Source organism: Halopseudomonas sp. (assembly GCF_038130085.1).
In the GTDB taxonomy this organism is placed as follows: Bacteria; Pseudomonadota; Gammaproteobacteria; order Pseudomonadales; family Pseudomonadaceae; genus Halopseudomonas.
Map to the genome: position 1 here is coordinate 41,673 of NZ_JAYPMU010000011.1, position 22,062 is coordinate 63,734.

General features: G+C 61.0%; 14 protein-coding genes. 8 read left to right on the forward strand and 6 right to left on the reverse strand.

What is annotated here, in order from left to right:
* Nucleotides 1–429 precede the first annotated feature (429 nt).
* A complete protein-coding gene (gene thiO / locus AAFM31_RS10190; RefSeq protein WP_341707813.1) occupies nt 430–1,524 on the forward strand; it encodes a glycine oxidase ThiO in 1,095 nt (364 codons plus the stop codon).
* A 14-nt stretch (nt 1,525–1,538) separates the two neighbouring features.
* Here thiO and AAFM31_RS10195 read toward each other — a convergent pair whose 3' ends face one another.
* Genes AAFM31_RS10195 through AAFM31_RS10205 form a run of 3 tightly spaced genes read right to left on the reverse strand, consistent with a single transcriptional unit; the run spans nt 1,539 to nt 4,730 of the window.
* Nucleotides 1,539–2,882: a sigma-54 dependent transcriptional regulator gene (locus AAFM31_RS10195; protein WP_341707814.1), complete on the reverse strand. Its 1,344-nt coding sequence runs from the start codon at nt 2,880–2,882 to the stop codon at nt 1,539–1,541.
* Nucleotides 2,883–2,920: 38 nt separating this feature from the next.
* Nucleotides 2,921–4,513 carry an ATP-binding protein gene (locus AAFM31_RS10200; RefSeq protein ID WP_341707815.1) on the reverse strand — a complete coding sequence of 531 codons (1,593 nt, stop codon included), beginning with the start codon at nt 4,511–4,513 and terminating at the stop codon, nt 2,921–2,923.
* Nucleotides 4,494–4,730: a PP0621 family protein gene (locus AAFM31_RS10205; RefSeq protein ID WP_341707816.1), complete on the reverse strand. Its 237-nt coding sequence runs from the start codon at nt 4,728–4,730 to the stop codon at nt 4,494–4,496. Before AAFM31_RS10205 ends, AAFM31_RS10200 begins: the two co-directional genes overlap by 20 nt.
* 128 nt (nt 4,731–4,858) lie before the next feature.
* Between AAFM31_RS10205 and AAFM31_RS10210 the strand changes: the two genes are divergently transcribed.
* Nucleotides 4,859–6,490 carry an NAD+ synthase gene (locus AAFM31_RS10210; RefSeq protein ID WP_341707817.1) on the forward strand — a complete coding sequence of 544 codons (1,632 nt, stop codon included), beginning with the start codon at nt 4,859–4,861 and terminating at the stop codon, nt 6,488–6,490.
* A gap of 133 nt (nt 6,491–6,623) precedes the next feature.
* On the opposite strand, the gene AAFM31_RS10215 is transcribed toward AAFM31_RS10210, so the two are convergent.
* A complete protein-coding gene (locus tag AAFM31_RS10215; RefSeq protein WP_341707818.1) occupies nt 6,624–7,616 on the reverse strand; it encodes an outer membrane protein assembly factor BamD in 993 nt (330 codons plus the stop codon).
* Between the two features lie 178 nt (nt 7,617–7,794).
* Here AAFM31_RS10215 and rluD point away from each other — a divergent pair, with 178 nt between their 5' ends.
* The 3 genes from rluD to clpB all read left to right on the forward strand — a co-directional run bounded on the left by rluD (nt 7,795) and on the right by clpB (nt 12,178).
* A complete protein-coding gene (gene rluD, locus AAFM31_RS10220; protein WP_341707819.1) occupies nt 7,795–8,754 on the forward strand; it encodes a 23S rRNA pseudouridine(1911/1915/1917) synthase RluD in 960 nt (319 codons plus the stop codon).
* The gene (gene pgeF / locus AAFM31_RS10225; protein ID WP_341707820.1) at nt 8,751–9,482 is read left to right on the forward strand and encodes a peptidoglycan editing factor PgeF; all 732 of its coding nucleotides are present in this window, start codon (nt 8,751–8,753) and stop codon (nt 9,480–9,482) included. Before rluD ends, pgeF begins: the two co-directional genes overlap by 4 nt.
* A 128-nt stretch (nt 9,483–9,610) precedes the next feature.
* Nucleotides 9,611–12,178 (forward strand): ATP-dependent chaperone ClpB, encoded by a 2,568-nt coding sequence (clpB, locus tag AAFM31_RS10230; protein WP_341707821.1) that lies wholly within the window; start codon nt 9,611–9,613, stop codon nt 12,176–12,178.
* A gap of 214 nt (nt 12,179–12,392) precedes the next feature.
* Here clpB and aceF read toward each other — a convergent pair whose 3' ends face one another.
* Both aceF and aceE read right to left on the reverse strand, forming a co-directional pair.
* Nucleotides 12,393–14,030: a dihydrolipoyllysine-residue acetyltransferase gene (aceF, locus tag AAFM31_RS10235; RefSeq protein WP_341707822.1), complete on the reverse strand. Its 1,638-nt coding sequence runs from the start codon at nt 14,028–14,030 to the stop codon at nt 12,393–12,395.
* Nucleotides 14,031–14,041: 11 nt separating this feature from the next.
* Nucleotides 14,042–16,699 carry a pyruvate dehydrogenase (acetyl-transferring), homodimeric type gene (gene aceE, locus AAFM31_RS10240; protein WP_341707823.1) on the reverse strand — a complete coding sequence of 886 codons (2,658 nt, stop codon included), beginning with the start codon at nt 16,697–16,699 and terminating at the stop codon, nt 14,042–14,044.
* Between the two features lie 280 nt (nt 16,700–16,979).
* Here aceE and glnE point away from each other — a divergent pair, with 280 nt between their 5' ends.
* From glnE to waaF, 3 genes are all read left to right on the forward strand, one after another.
* Nucleotides 16,980–19,934, forward strand: coding sequence for a bifunctional [glutamate--ammonia ligase]-adenylyl-L-tyrosine phosphorylase/[glutamate--ammonia-ligase] adenylyltransferase (gene glnE / locus AAFM31_RS10245; RefSeq protein ID WP_341707824.1), 2,955 nt, complete (start codon nt 16,980–16,982; stop codon nt 19,932–19,934).
* 73 nt (nt 19,935–20,007) lie between these two features.
* The gene (locus tag AAFM31_RS10250) at nt 20,008–20,931 is read left to right on the forward strand and encodes a branched-chain amino acid transaminase (RefSeq protein WP_341707825.1); all 924 of its coding nucleotides are present in this window, start codon (nt 20,008–20,010) and stop codon (nt 20,929–20,931) included.
* An 81-nt stretch (nt 20,932–21,012) separates the two neighbouring features.
* Nucleotides 21,013–22,059 carry a lipopolysaccharide heptosyltransferase II gene (gene waaF / locus AAFM31_RS10255; protein ID WP_341707826.1) on the forward strand — a complete coding sequence of 349 codons (1,047 nt, stop codon included), beginning with the start codon at nt 21,013–21,015 and terminating at the stop codon, nt 22,057–22,059.
* Nucleotides 22,060–22,062 lie beyond the last annotated feature (3 nt).

The window sequence follows — 22,062 nt, forward strand, 5'->3', positions numbered from 1 at the left end:
CTCTCCAGTGATCATACTGGCCAATGTCGGGGCGGCTAGCAAACGGGCTTGTTCCCGACTGTCGCTTTTGGCTGCGTCGAGACCACGGCAAGCAATGTGTGCTGTCTGCTCCGAACGCCCCGGTACGTGGGTATCAGTTGTTGGCTGATGGGCATAGCGATTGGCGGTTCGTGTAGAACTGCCGGCCAGGGCTCAATGGTCTGACGGTGATCGGCCATTGGAGTAGTTCAGAGAACGCGTATCATACCGGTTTCTCGAGAGCGGTGACAGGATCAAGATTGGGGCAATGCTGCCATTGTGGTGCCCTTTTTGCCCGACTTTGGTCTAAATGGGGCGGATTCTGCGTTAGTCTTGCGCGCGGCAGGGGGCAGCTCCTGCGCGATAATTTACTACAGCGGCCTGACGGCGGGTCGTGCTGGGGGCGAGTGGATGCGTGATGTAGTGCTGGTGGGTGGTGGGGTGATGGGCTGTTTGAGCGCGCTGGAGCTGCTGCAGGCCGGCTGCAGAGTGACGCTGCTGGAGCGTGGCGAGCTGGGGCGCGAAGCGTCCTGGGCCGGCGGTGGCATCGTTTCACCTCTTTATCCATGGCGTTATTGCGACGCTGTCAGTGCGCTGTCTGATTGGTCTCAGGGCTATTATCCTGCGCTGGCAGAGGCGCTTCTGGAGCAGACCGGACTGGATCCGGAAGTTCATTCGTGCGGTCTACTGTGGCTGGATCACGACGAGCAGGAACTGGCGCTCAGTTGGGCTGGCGCCCATGCCAAACCATTACGTTCAGTCGATGCCGACTTCATCTATCAGCAGGTGCCGCAACTGGCCGCGGGTTTTCGTGGCGCACTGTGGCAACTAGGGCTGGCGAACGTGCGCAACCCACGGTTGATGCAGTCGCTGCGCGCACGCCTGGTTCAATTCGACGAATTTACGCTGCACGAGCACTGTGCTGTTGAGTCGTTGTTGCGTGACGGTGATGCGGTGCTGGGTGTTGACTGTGCTGTCGGGCGTATCGAGGCAGATGCGGTGGTGCTGTGTGCCGGGGCATGGAGCGGCGACTGGCTGGCTCAGGTCGGGCTGAACCTGCCTGTCGAGCCGGTAAAGGGCCAGATGTTGCTCTACAAGATGGCCCCGGGCTGGCTGCCGTCGATTGTCATGGCACAAGGGCGTTATGCGATCCCTCGGCGCGATGGCCACATTCTGATTGGCAGTACGCTGGAGTACGAAGGATACGACAAGCGTACTACCGAGCAGGCGCTCGCCTCGTTGCAGGCCAGTGCTGAGGCGCTGCTGCCGGCTCTCGCTGCCCAAGCGCCCGTTGCGCAATGGGCGGGATTGCGCCCGGGGTCGCCGGATGGGGTGCCGTATATTGGCCCGCTGTCGGCGATGCCGGGGCTGTGGCTGAACACCGGTCACTTCCGCAACGGTCTGGTGCTGGCGCCGGCATCTTGCCGGCTACTGACTGATCTGATGCTGGGGCGAACACCTGATATTGATCCGGCACCTTACCTGCCGGATACCCGCCTGAACTAATCCGGGCGGGGAGCTCAGTCGTCGAGTCCGAGCTTTTTCAGGCGATAGCGCAAGGAGCGGAAGGTCAGACCGAGTCGTTTGGCCGCAGCGGTCTTGTTCCAGCGGGTTTCCTCGAGCGCCTGGGTAATCGCCTGGCGTTCGATGTTGTCGAGATAATCTTCCAGGTGGTCGATTTGGCTGAAGTCTGGCCCGTCATCCTGGGTGGCGCTTGGGCAGGCGCTGAGCCACAGGTCGTTGGCGTCGATCTGCTGGTCTTCGCACAGGGTAAAGGCCCGTTCCAGCGCGTTTTCCAGCTCCCGCACGTTGCCGGGGAAGCGGTAGTTGAGCAGCCGCTCCATGCCGGCTTCCGTCACGCTGGGCGCACTCACGCCGGCGCGTTCGGCTAGTCGCTCAAGAATGCTCTGAACCAGCAGTGGCAGGTCTTCGCGGCGTGAGCGCAGTGGCGGAACCTGCAATTCGATGACGTTGATGCGGTAGAACAGATCCTGGCGGAAGCGGCCCTGCGCGACTTCGTTCGCGAGGTCTTTATGGGTGGCGCATAGCAGCCGCACGTCTACCGACTCTTCGTGCTGGCTGCCGACGGCGCGCACAGCCTTTTCCTGAATGGCGCGCAGCAGCTTCACCTGCATGGCCATTGGCAGGTCGGCGACTTCGTCAAGAAACAGGGTGCCGTGGTTGGCGGCCTGAAACAGGCCGGGTTTGTCGGCCACCGCACCGGAGAAGCTGCCCTTGCGGTGGCCAAAAAATTCACTCTCCATCAGCTCCGAGGGAATGGCGCCGCAGTTAACTGGAACAAAGGCCTGGTCGGCGCGCGGGCTGAGCGCATGAATACGTTGGGCAACCAACTCCTTGCCACTCCCTGATTCGCCGCTGATATACAACGGGGCCTGGCTGCGCGCGAGCTTGCTGATTTGCTTGCGTAGGCGCTCTATGGGCGGCGATATGCCGAGGATGGGATCCCGATCCTGCGGGTTGTCGCTGGCTCGCGGCTGGTTGAGACGCAGTGCGGTTGAGACCAGCTCGCGCAGGCGTGTGAGGTCGACAGGCTTGGTCAGAAAATCGAATGCACCCGCCTTGAGCGCGTTGATCGCGGTATCCAGGCTGCCGTAGGCGGTAATCATCGCGACCGGGGTGCTGGTGTAGTGCTGCTGAATATGGCGCACGATGGTCATGCCATCACCGTCCGGCAGTCGCATGTCTGTCAGGCACAGATCAAAGTGCTGGGATTGCAGCAGCGTCATCGCCTCGCTCATCGTGCTGGCGCTGCGGGTCTGCAGCGACATGCGCCCGAGCGTCAGCTCGAGTAGCTCGAGGATGTCTGGCTCGTCATCGATGATCAGCACGGTCGGTTGCGTCATGGCTTGCTGCTTGACTCCTGTCCTTCAATTTCGAGGCATCATACCAGTCGTTTCGGGTGCGCGAAGGTGATGCGCATACAGCAGCCGTGTGGCTGCACGCGATCACATTCCAGCCTGGCCTGGTTGCTTTCGCAGAGTTCGCGCGAAATATACAGGCCCAGTCCGGTGCCGGTCGCTTCCGTGGTGTAGAAAGGCTCGAAAATGTGACCCAGGTGCTCTTCGGCGACCCCCGGCCCGTGATCAATTACCTCCAGTATAGGAAGCTCGGTATCGGGGCGGATGAAGAGCTTGAGTTCGATTGAGCGGGCGCTGCCGGGTTCGCCGCTGTAGCGCAGGGCGTTGTTGCATAGGTTATTGAGCACCTGCGTCATCTGGTTCGGATCGATGCGAGTGAGGATGCCTTCCTTCTCTATCTCGCAGTCGATGTTGTCGGTTGCCGGATGTGAGGCCCGAAAATCAGCCAGAAAGTTTGAGACCCAGAGGGCCAGATCAACCAGCTGCGGTTCGCTCGGGCGTCGGCGAGAGAGCTCCAGCACCGTTTCGATGACGCGGTTCATGCGCTGGGAGTGTTGCTGGATGATTTCGGTCAGGCGGATATCCTGACGCGACAGTTGCTCAGACTCGTTCAGCAACTGCGCGGCGTGGCTGATGGCGCCGAGCGGATTGCGAATCTCATGGGCAATGCTCGCGGTCAGCCGGCCCAGCGATGCCAGTTTGAGCTGTTGCGCCTGCTGCGCGACTTGGGTGTTGTCATCCAGAAACACCAGAATGTTGTCCTGCGCCTGAACGCCGAGCGGTTTGAAGTTGGCCATCAGCTCGGCACTGCCGCTGAAACTGTGGAAAGACGTGGCGCGCACCGACGGGTTGCGTTGCCATTGGCGCAGACGCTGATCCAGCTCTGGCGCGATACGGTCCAGCAATTCGCCCGCTGGCACGTCGCGGTTGAGCATCTGTGAACAGGCCTCGTTGCTGGTGAGAATCCGGTTGTCAGCGCTGACCACCATGATGCCGGTGCGCATACGCTGGATGATCAACTGGTTCAGCTGTTCCAGGCTGGCGAGGTTGGCAGCCTGTTCTTTGGCGAGGATTTCCGAGAGGTAAAGGCGGCGGCTGACGCGTTGAACGAATAAAGCGACGGCGAAATAAATAGCCCCCAGCACCCCGGCCTGCAGGTAGTTCTGACCAATAAATGGGTGGGTCAGGCTAAGAAAGAAGGTCAGGTAGATCAGTACCAGACTGGACAATGCCGGCAGCACCAAGCCAATACGACCGTGCAGCATGACATTGCCGACCGCCACCGGAATGATCAGCAGGTTGCCAAAGCCGCTACCGATACCACCGGCAGCATAGAAAATGACGCCCAGCAGGGTGATATCCAGCACCGCCAGTACAAACAGGTGAACGTCGCGCCGGCCCTTGTGCAGCGACAGTGCGATCAGCACGTTGATGAACAGGTAGATCCAGCAGGCTTGGGCGTAGACCTCAGGATCGCTTGGCGCGAGTATGCCCTGGCGCAGGTCGGAGCTGGTGAGCAGGGTCAGGCCGAAGCCGAGAATGACCCGGTAGAGGTTGTACAGCCGCAGGATGCGCGGACGTTGCGAGTCGATCCGTTCAGCTGTCGCTGTGTTCATCTCGATGTTCCGCGCAGCAGTACCATTGGTCGCCAGCGCGCAGGGCACGTGACTGTGGCAGGTGAACCTGGCATTGCGCACAACGCACCATCACGGGGGCGTCCGGCGGGGCCTGGTCGGGTGTCTGTTGCGAGGTGCGTTGGTGTTGCAAGGCGCGCCAGAAACGCAGGCCAACCCATACCAGCGCGGCCAGAATTATCAGTTTGATCAGTCCCATGGTGTCGCGAGTTCCATACTAGGTGCCCCAGTGTAGCCCAAGGCCGGGATGCGCCAAAGCCATGTTGCGATTGCGAGGTCTCGGCGCTTGCCGGACAATAGGCCGCATCTTGAGTCAGGAGAAACGACATGACGGCAACCTTGCGCATCGTGATGGCCCAGCTGAACATGCGGGTGGGCGACATCCCGGGCAATCTGGAGCGAATCATCGAGGCATCCAGGCACGCCCGCGACGAGTTGGGTGCCCGGGTGATCGTGTTTCCGGAGCTGTCGCTGTGCGGTTATCCGCCAGAGGATTTGCTGCTGCGCTCCAGCATGCAGGCGCGCATCAGTCGTGCGCTGGATAAACTCTGCGCCGACGTGCACGGTATTTACGTTGTCGTCGGCTACCCGTGGCAGGACGACGAGAAGTGCTACAACATGGCTGCGGTCATTGCCGATGGCCGCATTCTCGCCTCCTATGCCAAGCAGCAATTGCCCAATTACCGGGTATTTGACGAGAAGCGCTATTTCACCGAGGGCTTTGAGGCATGCTGTCTGGAGATCGACGGTTTGCCGGTCGCCCTCAGTGTTTGTGAGGACATTTGGCATCCGCAGCCGATGGCGCAGGCGCGTGACGCCGGGGCGCGGTTGATGCTCAACCTTAATGCGTCGCCGTTCCACATGGACAAGCAGCGCGAACGCGAAGCCATGTTGGCTGAACGGGCTGCCGAAGGTGCCATGCCGATTATTTATGTCAATCAGGTCGGCGGGCAGGATGAGCTGGTATTCGACGGCGGCTCCGTTGCGGTTGATGCCGATGGCCAGATTGCCTGCCGGGTTGCGCCGTTCTGCGAAGGCTTGTATCCGGTCGATGTGCAATTCGATGAGCAGCAGGTACGCCTGCGTCAAGGCGCTCTGGCGGCGATGCCCGAGGTAGAAGCCAGTGTCTATCAGGCGCTGGTGACCGGGGTGCGCGATTACGTCAACAAGAACGGCTTTAAGGGCGTAGTGCTCGGCCTGTCGGGTGGTATCGACTCGGCGCTGACCCTGGCCGTTGCCGTCGATGCGCTAGGTGCCGAGCGGGTTGAAGCTGTGATGATGCCTTACCACTACACCTCCGGCATGAGCCTGGAAGATGCCGAGGCTCAGGCGCGCAGCATGCACGTAACCTATCGGGTACTGCCGATTGCCCCGATGGTCGAGGCCTTTATGCAAACGCTGGAGCCGGTGTTTGCCGGAATGCCGCGTGATACCACGGAAGAAAACCTGCAGGCCCGTTGCCGTGGCACCATGCTGATGGCGCTGTCGAACAAGACTGGCTCGCTGGTACTGACCACCGGCAACAAGAGCGAGATGGCGGTAGGTTACGCCACCTTGTACGGTGATATGGCCGGCGGTTTTGATGTGCTCAAAGATGTGCCAAAGACGCTGGTGTTTCGTCTGGCCGAGTACCGTAACACCCTGGGTGCGGTGATCCCCCAGCGGGTAATCGACCGTCCGCCGTCAGCCGAGCTGGCACCGGATCAGAAAGACGAAGACTCGCTGCCGCCGTACCCGGTGCTGGACGAGATTCTGCGCCTCTACATCGAACATGACCTGTCGGCCAGTGCGATCATCGCGGCCGGTTTTGATGAGGATCAGGTCAAGCGGGTGGTGCGTCTGGTCGATCTGAATGAGTACAAGCGTCGTCAGGCTGCGGTGGGTGCGCGGGTGACCCAGCGAGGTTTTGGCCGCGACCGCCGTTATCCGATCACCTCCGGCTGGGCGATGGACGACTGAACCGGAAGACGTTCACGGGCGAGGCTTGGGCGCAGCATGCTGTGCCCAGGCTGCGGCTGTTACGAGACAGGGTATCGAGTTTTTCCAAAGCATAAAAAAGCCCCGCATTGCGGGGCTTTTTGTTTCAGCCTGTTCAGTCGAGCAGGCCGAAGGTGATGCGGTTCCAGAAGCTGCGATGCGGCTCGTCACCTGCCTGGACACGAATCTCGCGCGGCAGGGCAGCGACGGCGTCCTGATACTGACGATCCATCTCGCGTTCCATCTGGGTCTTGGCCATACGCGGCGGCGGCGCGGTTACCGCGTCGATAACGCCGACAGACGTGGCTTCGAGCCAATCCATTTCAGCTTCGGCTGGTTCAACGTGATGCTTGAACTTGCCGTCAACCAGCGCCGGGTGCTCGGGGTAGTTGAGTTTCAGGGTTTCCAGCGCGCTGTCGGCCAGATCATACATGGCCAGGCGGTCGTAACCGGCAACCATCAGCGCCAGACCGTCACCAACGGAGGGCGTCTGCTGGAAGTTCTCAACGACATAACGGCCTCGGTTGGCAGCGGCCAAAAAGGCGCCGCGCTTGAGGTAGTAGTGGCCAACGTGTACGTCGTAGGCGGCCAGCAGATTACGCAGGTAAATCATGCGTGCGCGGGCGTCAGGAGCGTACTGGCTGTTCGGGTAGCGGTTGATCAGCTGGGCGAAATCATTGAACGAGTCGCGGGCGGCGCCCGGATCGCGGCGGGTCATGTCCAGCGGCAGGAAGCGCTCGAGGATGCCCTGATCGCGGGTGAACGAGGCCAGACCGCGGATGTAGTAGGCGTAGTCAACACTCGGGTGGGTCGGGTGCAGACGGATGAAGCGATCAGCCGATGCGGTAGCCGCTTCCGGCTCAAAATTCTGGTAGTAGGCGTAGATCAGTTCAAGCTGGGCCTGCTCGGCGTAGCGACCGAACGGGTAGCGGGCCTCAAGGGCGCGCAGGGTCTCAACTGCGGAGCCAAAGTTCTTTGCATCCAGATCGGTCTGGGCCTTGCGATACAGCTCCGACTCGCTGAGCGACTCGTCAATCACCGGTGCGTTGGAAGAGCACGCGGCCAGCAGTGCCAGTACTCCGACCAGCAGCAGATGTTTCATCGACATATCATGACATCCGAATGGTTGGCGTGCGCTGTTTCCAGTGCGGCCGTCCTGTTATAGTTTGGGCCTTTGCAGCCTTGTCCGGACATCCCGGACCAGCCGTATTTAACCACAGCGTCCGGTCGATTCCAAAAGGGATTGCGGCCGGTTCCGGCGCACGACGCCTTCCAGTGAGTTCTCCATGTCAGATCGTATTCGTTTGTCCGCACAGGTCAGCCCGGAGTCGGGTGGTCAACGCCTAGACCAAGTAGCTGCGCAATTGTTCCCCGACTACTCCCGCTCCCGCCTGCAGGGCTGGATCAAGGATGGCAGCCTGCTGGTCGATGGTGAGCGCAAACGTACCCGTGACATCCTGCTGGGCGGTGAGCAGCTGGAGCTGGATGCCGAGCGCGAAGTGCAGGGCGAGTGGCAGGCTGAAGCCATCGACCTGGATATCATCTACGAAGACGACGCGCTGCTGGTGATCAACAAGCCTGCCGGTTTGGTCGTGCACCCGGCCGCCGGGCATCAGGACGGCACCTTGCTCAATGCTCTGCTGCACCACGCGCCTGAGCTGGCCAAGGTCCCGCGTGCCGGCATTGTTCACCGCCTCGACAAGGACACCACGGGCCTGATGGTGGTTGCCAAGACCATCGAGGCTCAGACCGATCTGGTGGCCCAACTGCAGGCGCGTACCGTCAGTCGCGAGTACGATTGTGTGGTGGTGGGCGTTATGACCTCTGGGGGCAAGGTTGATCAGCCGATTGCCCGGCACGGTACCCAGCGTCAGAAGATGGCTGTGGTCGCTGGCGGCAAGACGGCCATCAGTCACTATCGGGTGATTAATCGCTTCCGTGCCCATACCCACGTCAAGGTCAAGCTGGAGACCGGGCGTACCCACCAGATTCGCGTGCATATGAGCTATATCCATTTCCCGCTGGTCGGTGACCCAGTCTACGGCGGCCGTCTGCGTATTCCGCCGGGCGCCAGCCCTGAGCTGATCAAGGAGCTGCGCGAGTTTCCGCGCCAGGCGCTGCACGCGCGCCGTCTTGAACTCGAGCACCCGACTGACGGTCGTCACATGAGCTGGCAGGTGCCGCTGCCGGAAGATATGCAGCACCTGCTGGCGCTGCTGCGAGAGGATGGTGAGATCGGCGAATGAATACCCACTGGTTGAGCGCTGACTGGCCCGCTCCGAAAAATGTGCGCACCTGCGTGACTACACGCCTGGGCGGGCACAGTGAGGGAGTCTGGCGCGGGTTCAATCTGGGTGATCACGTTGGTGATGATCCCGCGCACGTGGCAGCCAATCGCGCCGAGCTGGAGCAGGCATTGGGTTGCCGTCCGGCGTGGCTCAAGCAGGTGCACGGGGTAGATGTTTGCCGAGCAGACCCGTCCCGGGTTTGCGAGGCTGATGCCAGCTGGACCGATGAAGCGGGCGTTGCCTGCACCATCATGACGGCTGACTGTTTGCCTGCGCTGTTCTGCACCCGCGACGGTAAGCGTGTCGCGGCCGCTCATGCGGGCTGGCGCGGGCTGCTTGACGGCGTGCTTGAGCAGACGGTCGACACGCTTGGCGGTTCATCAGACGACATTCTGGTCTGGCTGGGCCCGGCGATTGGCCCGACAGCCTTTGAAGTGGGCGCAGAAGTGCGTGATGCGTTTATCGACGCTGATCCACAAGCCGCTTCCGCGTTTGTTCCATCCGAACGCGACGGACACTGGCTGGCGGATATCTATCAGCTCGCGCGCCAGCGTCTTGCAGCGGTTGGTGTGCAGCAGATCTATGGTGGTGGTGAATGCACCTTCACGGATGCCGAACGCTTTTATTCCTACCGTCGTGACGGACAAACAGGGCGCCTTGCGTCCCTGATTTGGTTTGCTGAGTGACAAAAAATTGACCCCAGTCATCATGGGGTCACTTGAAAGCGCAATAATCGTCCCTATAACTGTGTCATCACAGATGAAAGGCCCGCTACGAACTGTTCGGTCGGGCTCAGACTAGAGGACTTTTATTCATGCGTATTGATCGTATGACCAGCAAGCTCCAGGTCGCCCTGTCCGACGCACAATCCATGGCCGTCGGCCGCGACCACTCCCAGATTGACCCGCTGCACCTGGTGCTGGCGCTGATTGAGCAGCAGCACGGCTCGATCAAGCCGCTGCTGATGCAGGTCGGCTTCGATATTGCAGCCCTGCGCGCGGCCCTGAACGAGGCCATCGACAAACTGGCGACGGTCAGCAATCCGACCGGTGATGTCAGCCTGTCGCAGGAACTGGCGCGTCTGCTCAATCAAGCCGACCGTCTGGCGCAGAAACAGGGCGACCAGTTTATTTCCAGCGAGCTGGTGCTGCTCGCCGCGATGGACGACAGCACGACCGCAGGCAAGGTGTTGCTCGGTCAGGGCGTGTCGAAGAAGGCGCTGGAGAACGCGATCAACAACCTGCGCGGCGGCGAGTCGGTCAACGACCCGAACGCTGAAGAGTCACGCCAGGCGCTGGACAAGTACACCGTCGACCTGACCAAGCGTGCCGAAGAGGGCAAGCTGGACCCTGTGATTGGTCGTGACGATGAAATTCGCCGTACCGTTCAGGTGCTGCAGCGTCGTACCAAGAACAACCCGGTGCTGATCGGTGAGCCCGGTGTTGGTAAGACCGCGATTGTCGAAGGTCTGGCCCAGCGTATCGTCAACGGTGAAGTGCCGGATGGTCTGAAAGACAAGCGTCTGTTGTCGCTCGACATGGGCGCGTTGATCGCTGGTGCCAAGTTCCGCGGCGAGTTTGAAGAGCGCCTAAAGGCGGTGCTCAACGAGCTGTCCAAGCAGGAAGGCCGGGTCATTCTGTTTATCGACGAGCTGCACACCATGGTAGGGGCCGGCAAGGCCGAAGGCTCCATGGATGCGGGCAATATGCTCAAGCCGGCACTGGCCCGTGGCGAACTGCACTGCGTCGGCGCTACCACGCTAGACGAGTACCGTCAGTACATCGAGAAGGATGCCGCGCTCGAGCGTCGCTTCCAGAAGGTGCTGGTCGATGAGCCTTCCGAAGAAGACACCATCGCCATTCTGCGCGGCCTGAAAGAACGCTACGAGCTGCACCACAAGATCACCATCACCGATGGCGCGATCATCGCGGCGGCCAAGCTGTCGCATCGCTACATTACTGACCGGCAGCTGCCGGACAAGGCCATCGATCTGATCGACGAAGCCGCCAGCCGCATTCGCATGGAGATCGACTCCAAACCGGAAGCGCTGGATCGTCTGGAGCGTCGCCTGATTCAGCTCAAGGTAGAACGTGAAGCGCTGAAGAAGGAAGACGACGACGCGGCCCTGAAGCGGCTGGAGAAGCTGAAAGAAGACATTGCCAAGCTCGAGCGCGAGTACGCCGATCTGGAAGAAATCTGGAAGGCGGAAAAGGCCGACGTACAGGGTTCGGCGCAGATTCAGGAGAAGATCGAGCAAGCCAAGGCCGAGCTGGATCAAGCCCGCCGCAAGGGTGATTTGAACCGCATGGCCGAGCTGCAATACGGTGTGATTCCGGATCTGGAGCGCAGCCAGCAGATGGCCGAGCAGCACACCAAACCGGAAAACCAGTTGCTGCGCAACAAGGTGACCGACGAGGAAATTGCCGAGGTCGTCTCCAAGTGGACCGGCATTCCGGTGGCCAAGATGCTTGAAGGCGAGCGCGACAAGCTGCTGCGCATGGAAGAGGGCCTGCACAAGCGGGTGATCGGCCAGCACGAAGCGGTAGTGGCGGTCTCCAACGCGGTGCGCCGTTCACGTGCCGGCTTGGCCGATCCGAACCGCCCGAGCGGCTCGTTCATGTTCCTTGGTCCGACCGGTGTCGGTAAAACCGAGCTGTGCAAGGCGCTGGCCGAGTTCCTGTTCGACACCGAAGACGCCATGGTTCGGATCGATATGTCCGAGTTCATGGAGAAACATTCGGTCGCGCGTTTGATCGGCGCGCCTCCGGGCTACGTCGGCTACGAAGAGGGTGGCTACCTGACCGAAGCAGTGCGTCGCAAGCCGTACTCAGTGATCCTGATGGATGAGGTCGAGAAGGCCCACCCGGACGTGTTCAACGTGCTGCTGCAGGTGCTGGAAGATGGCCGCCTGACCGACAGCCAGGGCCGCACGGTCGACTTCCGCAACACCGTGGTGGTGATGACATCCAACTTGGGCTCAGCCCAGATTCAGGAGCTGGTGGGTGATCGCGAAGCCCAGCATGCGGCGGTGATGGACGCGCTGACCCAGCACTTCCGTCCCGAGTTCATTAACCGGGTCGATGAAGTAGTGGTGTTCGAGCCGCTCGGCAAGGACCAGATCGCCGGTATCGCCGAGATTCAGCTCAGCCGCCTGCGTCAGCGTCTGGCTGAGCGCGAACTGGATCTGCAGTTGACTGACGAGGCGCTGGAGAAACTGATCTCGGTCGGTTACGACCCGGTGTATGGTGCTCGTCCGCTCAAGCGTGCAATCCAGCGCTGGATCGAAAACCCGCTGGCCCAGCGTATTCTGGCTGGCGACTTCGCACCGGGTGCGACCATTCACGCCAAGGTCGAAGGTGACGAGTTCGTGTTTACCGTCTAATTAATGGTATGGCGTTGAGAAGCCCTGCACGGGAAACCGTGCGGGGTTTTTTGTTTGCGCGAACCGAAAGGCTTGTGTGGGAAACGGGGTCTGCTCGGGCACAGCATGCTGTGCCCCTAAGAGTCAGGGGGTAGGTTGCCGGGGGAGAGTAATCTCGCAGGCACAAAAAAGCCCCGGGAAAATCCCGAGGCTTTTTTACACTGCTAGCGAACGCTTACAGCAACATCGTCCGAATATCCCCCAGCAACTCACCCAGACGCTTGGTGAACTGCGCGGCCGCAGCGCCGTTGATGGCGCGGTGGTCGTAGGACAGGGACAGCGGCAGCATCAACTGCGGCTGGAAGCTGGCGCCATCCCAGACCGGCTGCATGGTTGCCTTGGAGACCCCAAGAATAGCCACTTCCGGGCTGTTGACGATCGGCGTGAAGTAGGTGCCGCCGATGTGGCCCAGGCTGGAAATGGTGAAGCAAGCGCCCTGCATGGCGTCGGCGCCGAGCTTCTTGTTGCGCGCCTTGTCGGCCAGCTCGGCCGCTTCGGCTGCCAGTTGCAGCAGGCTCTTCTTGTCGACATCGCGGATGACCGGCACCAGCAGGCCGTCCGGGGTGTCGACGGCAAAGCCGATGTGCACGTACTTCTTCTGAATCAGCTGTTTGCCATTCGCCGCCAGCGAGACGTTGAAGTTCGGCTGCTCGCGCAACAGGTGGGCGCAGGCCTTGAGCAGGAAGGGCAGCACGGTCAGTTTGACGCCGGCCTTGTCTGCCGCGGCTTTCTGATCCTTGCGGAAGGCTTCCAGCGCGCTGATGTCGGCCAAGTCGAACTGGGTGACGTGCGGCACGTTGAGCCAACTGCGGTGCAGGTTGCTGGCGCCGACCTGCTGCAGGCGGGTCATGTCGACGGTTTCGATCTCACCAAAACGGGAGAAGTCGACTTCCGGTACGGGCGGAATGCCGCTGCCACCGGTTGCGCCGGCAGGCGCCGCCTTGCGTTGCTGCATGACCGCTTGTACGTGTTTCTGCACGTCTTCCTTGAGAATGCGGTTGCGCGGGCCGGTCGGTTTGACCTCGGTCAGATCGATGCCAAACTCACGGGCCAGCATGCGCACGGCCGGGCCGGCATGAACCTTGGCACCTTCACGGCTGGGGCCGCCGACGGGCGGCGGGTTAGCCGTCTCTTCGTTGGCCTCGCTGCTTGCAGCGGGGGCTTCGCTTTTGGCTTCTTCGCTCGGGGCGGCCTGCGGCTGAGCCTCCTGCTTGGCCGAGCTGTCGCCGCCCTTGACCTGCATGTGCATGATCACATCGCCGGTCTTGACGTCCTGCTCCAGCTTTACGTCGATCGACTCAATTACGCCGGAGAACGGCGCGGGCAGCTCCATGCTGGCCTTGTCCGACTCCAGCACCAGCAGCGACTGGTCGGCCTCGACCTGATCGCCCTTGCTGACCAAAATCTCGATCACGCGGGCGCTGTCGGTACCCAGATCCTGGACCTTGACGGCTTCGCTGCGGCTGCTGCTGGCGCTGGCGGCAGGCTTGCTGTCTTCGGCTTTCGGTTCTTGCTTCTGCTCAGCCTTGGGCGCTGTTTCTGCAGGCTTGTCATCGCTGTCGGCCTGCTTGGGTTGTTCGCCGCCGTCGACTTCCAGTTCGATCAGCGGATCGCCTTCTTTCAGGCTGTCGCCCAGCTTGAACTTGATCGCCTTGACCTTCCCGGCCTTGGGCGAGGGGATTTCCATGCTCGCTTTGTCAGACTCGACAACGGCCAGCGATTGTTCTGCTTCTACCTGATCGCCTTCCTTGATCAGAATTTCGATGACCTCGCCTTCACCGCCGAGGTCGGGCACCTTGATGAGTTCACTCATGGCGTCGCTCCTCAGCAATCCAGCGGGTTGATCTTGTCAGCGTCAAGGCCAAAGGCCTTGAGCGCGTCGGTCAGTACCTTGGGCTTGAGTTTGCCCTGTTCGACCAGTGCGCTGAGCGCGGTGTAGGCCACCCAGTGGCGATCTACCTCAAAGAAGTGACGCAGCTTGCGGCGGGTATCGCTGCGGCCGAAGCCGTCGGTGCCCAGCACCTTGTACGGCGCAGGCACCCACTGACGGATCTGATCGGCATAAAGCTTCATGTAGTCGGTGGCGGCGATGACCGGTCCTTGCCGCTTGTCCAGACACTGCTCGACAAAGCTGGCCTTGGGCTTGCGGGTCGGGTGCAGCCGGTTGCCGCGCTCGACTGCCAGGCCGTCGCGGCGCAGTTCGTTGAAGCTGGTGACGCTCCAGATGTCGGCGCTGACGCCGAAGTCGTTCTTGAGGATGGCAGCGGCCTCGCGCACTTCACGCAGAATGGTGCCGGAGCCCATCAGCTGGACGTGCAGATCGCCCGGTTTGCCGGAGGAGTCGAGCAGGTACATGCCGCGCATGATGCCGTCTTCCACGCCTTTGCCCTTCGGCATGGCCGGTTGGGTGTAGGCCTCGTTCATGACGGTCAGGTAGTAGTAGACGTTCTCCTGTTCTTCCATCATTCGGCGCGCGCCCTCGCGGATGATCACCGCCAACTCGTAGCCGTAGGTCGGGTCGTAGCTGCGGCAGTTGGGAATGGTCGAGGCCAGCAGGTGGCTGTGACCGTCCTCGTGCTGCAGGCCCTCGCCGTTAAGGGTAGTGCGGCCGGCGGTGCCGCCGATCAAAAAGCCCTTGGCGCGGCTGTCGCCAGCGGCCCAGGCCAGATCGCCGATACGCTGGAAGCCGAACATCGAATAGAAGATGTAGAACGGCAGCATCGGCTGGTTATGGGTGCTGTAGGCCGTACCGGCCGCAATCCAGCTGGACATGGCGCCGGCTTCGTTGATGCCTTCCTCAAGGATCTGACCTTTCTTGTCCTCGCGGTAGAACATCACCTGATCCTTGTCGACCGGCTCATACAGCTGGCCGACCGAGGAATAGATGCCTAGCTGACGGAACATGCCTTCCATGCCGAAGGTGCGGGCTTCGTCCGGGACGATGGGTACGATGCGCGGGCCGAGCTCGTTGTCCTTGACCAGTTGCGACAGGATACGCACGAAGGCCATTGTGGTGGAAATCTCGCGGTCGCCGGTGCCGTCCAGAATTGCCTTCAGGGTGTCCAGCGGCGGAACCGGGACGCGGGTGCTCTCGACGCGGCGCTGGGGCATGTAGCCACCCAGCGCTTCGCGGCGGGCGTGCAGGTACTTGTATTCGGCACTGCCTTCCTCCGGTTTGAAGAACGGCAGTTTTTCCAGTTCGTCGTCGTTGACCGGAATGTCGAAGCGGTCGCGGAATTTCTTCAGGCTCTCGATATCGACTTTCTTGGTGTTGTGCGCAGTGTTCTGACCCTGGCCTGCGCCAGTGCCGTAGCCCTTGATGGTCTTGGCCAGAATGACCGATGGCTGGCCTTCGTGGTTGACCGCCTCATGGTATGCCGCATAGACCTTGTACGGGTCGTGGCCGCCGCGGTTGAGCTTCCAGATTTCCTCGTCGGAGAGGTCTTTGACCATTTCTTTCAGTTCGGGGCGGGTACCGAAGAAGTGCTCGCGCACGAACGCACCGTCCTTGGCCTTGTAGTTCTGGTAGTCGCCGTCGACCGCTTCTTCCATGCGCTGTTGCAGCAGGCCGTTGTCGTCTTTGGCAAACAGCGGGTCCCACATGCGGCCCCAGATCACCTTGATAACGTTCCAGTCAGCGCCGCGGAAGCTGCCTTCCAGCTCCTGAATGATCTTGCCGTTGCCGCGCACCGGGCCGTCCAGGCGCTGCAGGTTGCAGTTGATCACGAAGATCAGGTTGTCCAGTTTTTCGCGACCAGCCAGCGAGATCGCGCCGAGGGTTTCCGGCTCATCGGTTTCACCGTCGCCAACGAAGCACCAGACCTTCTGCTTGCCCGGTTCGATAAAGCCGCGGTGCTCGAGGTACTTCATAAAGCGCGCCTGATAGATCGCCTGAATTGGGCCCAGGCCCATGGAGACGGTCGGGAACTGCCAGAAGTCGGGCATCAGCCACGGGTGCGGGTACGACGACAGACCTTTGCCGTCGACCTCCTGGCGGAAGTTCTCCATTTGCTCTTCGCTGATGCGGCCTTCCATGAAGGCACGGGCGTAGATGCCGGGCGACGCGTGGCCCTGGAAGAACACCAGATCACCACCGTGTTCCTCGGTCGGGGCCTTGAAGAAGTAGTTGAAGCCGATGTCGTACAACGTGGCACTGGAGGCGAAGGTGGAAATGTGGCCACCCAGATCCGGGTCCTGCTGGTTGGTGCGCATGACCATTGCGAGTGCGTTCCAGCGAACCAGCGAGCGGATGCGGCGTTCCATGAACAGGTCGCCGGGCATGCGGGCTTCGTGGGTTACCGGGATAGTGTTGCGGTACGGCGTGGTGATGGCGTAAGGCAGTGGCGTGCCTGTTCGGCTGGCCAGTTCGCTGAGACGCGTCATCAAATAGTGCGCGCGGTCTTCACCCTCGTTGTCGAGGACGGACTCCAGCGCGTCGAGCCATTCCTGGGTTTCGAGCGGATCAATATCGTCGTGCTTCATTGTGGTCTCCAGACCTTGTGGGTCCTGCAAGTGCCGGAAGCGGTCGTCAGCCTGCCGATCGGTGGATGTCGACCTGGGCTTGCCAAACACCTGTGGGTGTTGTGACAGGGTGTATGGGAATTTGTTCTGTAGTTTTACTACATAAAACCGGCTTTATCTAGTCGTATTTTAGTCTGATCTGTAGTGTTGCTACATTTAGACTATTTGGTCACTCTTCGCTGCTTCCCCGTCAGGACCCATCATGGCAAGCTGCTGATTCGGTTCATGAACAGGATAGACCATGCCCTCGACACTGCCCCCGCTGCCTGACTCCCTGCAGGCTCTTCGTGATCACCATCTCGCTCAGTGGGTTGCCGCGCTGGAGCTAGCCGGCTTAGCCGAGCGCCGTGCTGCGTTGGGCGTGGACTTTGAACCTGAGCTGGCGCAAGTGCTGGCGGGCAGTGATTACGTGGCCGAACAGCTGCGCCGTGATCCTTCTCTGGCCTGGCGTTTGATTGAAGATGGGCGGCTGGCTCGCTCACTTGCTGAGGGTGAAATGCGGGCACTGCTGCGGCAGGTGCTGGAAGGCTGTGAGAGTGAGGAACAACTGGCCCAGCGCCTGCGGCGTTTCCGGCAGTGGCAACAGGTGCGAATCATCTGGCGCGATCTGACCCGCAAAGCTGCCTTGTCGGAGACCACCCGAGACCTGTCGGACCTGGCGGATGCCTGTATCGATGAGGCCTACCAGTGGCTGTACCCGCAGTGCTGTGCCAGTTTTGGCGAGCCGGTCAGCGCTGATGGGGTGCCTCAGCATCTGGTGGTGTTGGGCATGGGCAAGCTGGGGGCAGTCGAGTTGAACCTGTCCTCGGACATTGACCTGATTTTCGCCTATCCGGAAGCAGGCGAAACCCGTGGTGGCCGGCGCAGCCTTTCGAATCAGGAGTTTTTCATTCGCCTGGGCCAGAAGTTGATCAAGGCGCTGGATGCGCCGACAGTTGACGGCTTCGTTTTCCGCGTCGACATGCGCCTGCGCCCCTACGGCGACAGCGGTGCGCTGGTGTTCAGTTTTGATGCGCTGGAACAGTACTACCAGAGTCAGGGCCGCGACTGGGAGCGCTACGCAATGATCAAGGCGCGGGTCGTGGCAGGTGACCAGCAGGCCGGCGCCGAGTTGCTGGCGATGTTGCGGCCGTTTGTCTATCGCCGTTATCTGGACTTCGCCGCCATCGATGCGCTGCGTTCGCTCAAGCAGATGATTCAGCGCGAGGTCCAGCGCAAGGGGCTGCAGGACAACGTCAAGTTGGGCTCTGGCGGTATTCGCGAGGTCGAATTCATTGGCCAGGCATTTCAGTTGATCCACGGCGGGCGTGATCGCAGCCTCCAGCAGCGGCCGATTCTCGGTGTGCTGAAGACGCTGGCGGACAATAATTATCTGCCGGCGGAGGCGGTGCGGGAACTGACCGAAGCCTACTGTTTTCTGCGCGACACCGAGCATGCCCTGCAGGCAGTGGATGACCGGCAGACTCAGATGCTGCCAACCGATCCGCAGGGTCAGGCGCGTATTGCCTGGATGTTGGGTTTTGCCGATTGGGACGCCTTCCGTGAGCGACTTGACGCTGAACGTGGCCGGGTTGCCCGACATTTTGCCGGTGTCATTGCCGACCCGGATGAGGACGAAGACGAACAGCTCTCTGCGCAGACCGATTGGGTGCCCTTGTGGGAGGGGACGTTGGACCAGCCGCAGGCGTTGGAGCAGCTTTCCGAGGCCGGTTACGTCGATGCGGCGGCTGCCTGGAAACGGCTGCAGGACTTGCAGGGTTCGGCCCGGGTGCGGGCAATGCAGCGGGCAGGGCGCGAGCGACTGGATATCTTTATGCCGCGACTGTTGGCGATGGCCTGCGAGCAGGACAACCCGGATCTGGCGCTGGAGCGGGTTTTGCCGTTGATCGAGGCGGTTGCCCGTCGTTCTGCCTATCTGGTGCTGTTGACTGAGAACCCGGGTGCGCTGCGTGAGTTGCTGGTGCTTTGCGCGGCCAGCCCCTGGATCGCAGAGCAGATCGCGCGTTACCCGGTGGTGCTGGATGAGTTGCTCAATGCAGGGCGCTTGTACCGGCCGCCGGTTGCCGAAGAGCTGGCCGACGAGTTGCGCCAGCAACTGCTGCGCATTCCTGAGGACGATCTTGAGCAGCAGATGGAAACCCTGCGTTACTTCAAGCGCGCCCACGTATTGCGTATCGCAGCATCGGAGATTGCGGGCACGCTGCCGTTGATGAAGGTGAGTGACTACCTGACCTGGATGGCCGAGGCGATTCTGCAACAGGTGCTTATACTGGCCTGGCGTGAAATGGTTGCTCGTCATGGGCGCCCGGCACGACCGGATGGCTCGCGCTGCGAGCTGGATTTCATCATTGTTGGCTACGGTAAGGTCGGTGGTATTGAGCTTGGGCATGGGTCTGATCTGGATCTGGTGTTCATCCATGACGGTGATCCGCATGCCGATACCGACGGCCAGCGCCCGATTGAAGGAAGCAAGTTTTTCACCCGGCTTGGGCAGCGGGTGATTCACATGTTGAATACTCAGACGGTCTCAGGCGCCCTGTATGAAGTGGATATGCGGCTGCGGCCATCCGGCGACTCGGGGCTGCTGGTCAGCTCGCTGGCGTCGTTCTCCCGCTATCAGCTGGAAGAGGCCTGGACCTGGGAGCATCAGGCCTTGGTGCGAGCGCGAGCGCTAGTCGGTTGTGAAAAGCTTACCGAGCGCTTTCAGGCGCTGCGGGCGCAGGTGCTGGGGCGTCAGCGTGACGAACAGTTGCTGTTGCGCGAGGTCAGCGACATGCGCCAGAAGATGCGCGACAACCTCGGGACTCAGGCGACGCGGGCGGGGACCACTGCGGATGCGTTTACTGCTGCGCAACTGTTTGATCTCAAGCAGGACGCAGGTGGTATCGTTGACATCGAATTTATGGTGCAATATGCGGTTCTTGCCTGGTCGTGCCGGTACCCCGAATTACTGCGCTATACCGACAACATCAGGATTCTTGATGAGCTGCAAAACGCCGGTCTGATCGCCGGTGAGGACGTCACCAGCCTGCAGGAGGCTTACAAGGCCTACCGGGCTGCAGCTCATCGCCTGGCTCTACAGAATCAGCCGGGCAAAGTAAGCGGCGACCAGTTTCATGATTTCCGACACGGGGTCATCAAGCTCTGGCAGCAGGTGCTGCCTCCCCAGGAGCCGATCCCCGACACTCGGGTGTGATCGGCTAGGGCGCGCTCAGGCAGAAACCAAGAACGCAAGACTGATTGAATAGATACGTATGGAGCTGGCTGCTATGTCGATGGCCGATCGTGATGGTCTAATCTGGTTTGATGGTGAAATGATTCCCTGGCGTGAAGCCAATGTGCACGTGCTCACGCACTCCCTGCACTATGGCATGGGCGTATTCGAAGGCGTCCGTGCCTACAAGACTCCGGATGGTACTGCCATCTTCCGCCTGGGCGCGCACACTGATCGTCTGTTCGATTCTGCCCACATCATGGGCATGAAGATCCCCTTCACCAAGGAGCAGCTGAACGAAGCTCAGCGCGCCGTGGTTCGTGAGAATAATCTGGATACCGCCTACATCCGCCCGCTGGTGTTTTACGGATCTGAAGGCATGGGTATCCGCGCTGACAACCTGAAGGTACATGTGGTTATCGCCGCGTGGCACTGGGGCGCTTACATGGGCGAAGAAGCGCTGGAGCGCGGCATCAAGATCCGCACCAGCTCCTTCACCCGTCACCACGTCAATATCACCATGACGCGTGCCAAGGCCAGCGGTGCTTACATGAACTCCATGCTGGCGCTGCAGGAAGCGGTTTCTGCCGGTGCCGACGAAGCGCTGCTGCTGGATCCGGAAGGCTACGTTGCCGAAGGGTCTGGCGAGAACGTGTTCATCGTCAAGAACGGTACTATCTACACGCCGGAAGTGACTGCCTGCCTGAATGGCATCACCCGCGCGACCGTGCTGGCGCTGGCCTCGCAGTTCAACATCCCGGTGGTCGAGAAGCGCATCACCCGTGACGAGGTCTACATCGCTGATGAAGCTTTCTTCACTGGCACTGCTGCTGAAGTAACCCCGATTCGCGAGCTGGACGGTCGTCAGATCGGTGCCGGCCGTCGTGGTCCGATCACTGAGAAACTGCAAAAAGCGTACTTTGATCTGGTTACCGGCCAGACTGCCGAGCACGCTGAATGGCGGACTCTGGTCGGCTAAGCTGTTGGTGTTGGGCGGCAAAGGGGCGGGTGAACTATTCACTCGCTTGCCGCCCGAAACTGCAGCCGGAAATTGCTCCCTATGAATATTCTGATTATCGGTCCCAGCTGGGTCGGCGACATGGTGATGGCGCAAACGCTGTTCACCTGCCTGAAGCAGCGACACGGTGACGACTGCATGATCGACGTGCTGGCTCCTGACTGGAGCCGGCCAATCCTCGAACGCATGCCGGAAGTACGCAGCGCGCTGAGCTTTCCGCTCGGCCACGGCGCTCTGGAACTGGCTACCCGGCGGCGTATCGGCCGCAGCCTGGCGGGTCAGTACGACCAAGCCATTCTGCTGCCCAATTCTCTCAAGTCTGCATTGGTTCCCTTCTTTGCCGATATCCCGTTGCGCACCGGTTGGCGTGGCGAGATGCGCTACGGTCTGCTCAATGACGTGCGCAAGCTAGACAAGGAAGCCTACCCGCTGATGATCGAGCGCTTTATGGCGTTGGGTTATGAGCCCGGTACCCAGCTGCCGCAACCCTATCCGCGTCCATCCCTGCAGATTGATCCTGCGTCACGCGATGCCGCACTGCAGCACTTCTCGCTGGAACGTGATCGTCCCGTGCTGGCGCTGTGTCCCGGTGCTGAATTTGGCGAAGCCAAGCGCTGGCCGGTGGAGCACTACGCGGCCGTGGCCGAGGCGCGTATCCGCCAGGGCTGGCAGGTTTGGCTGTTCGGCTCGAAGAACGATCACGCGGTGGCCGAGCAGATTCGCGCACGACTGATTCCGGGGCTGCGCGAGGAGTCGACCAACCTGTGCGGAGATACCAGCCTGGCGCAGGCGATCGACCTGCTGTCCTGCGCTGATGCAGTGGTCAGCAACGACTCCGGCCTGATGCATGTGGCTGCAGCGCTGAACCGGCCATTGGTTGCCGTATATGGTTCTACGTCGCCCGGTTTTACTCCACCGCTGGCCGATCAGGTCGAGATGGTCCGGCTGGGGCTCGATTGCAGCCCGTGTTTTGACCGTACCTGCCGGTTCGGACATTACAACTGTTTGCGCGACCTGGCACCTGCACAGGTGAACGCTGCTCTGGATCGACTGGTCGGTGACCTGTTGGTCGATCCTCAGGACGTTTGACCC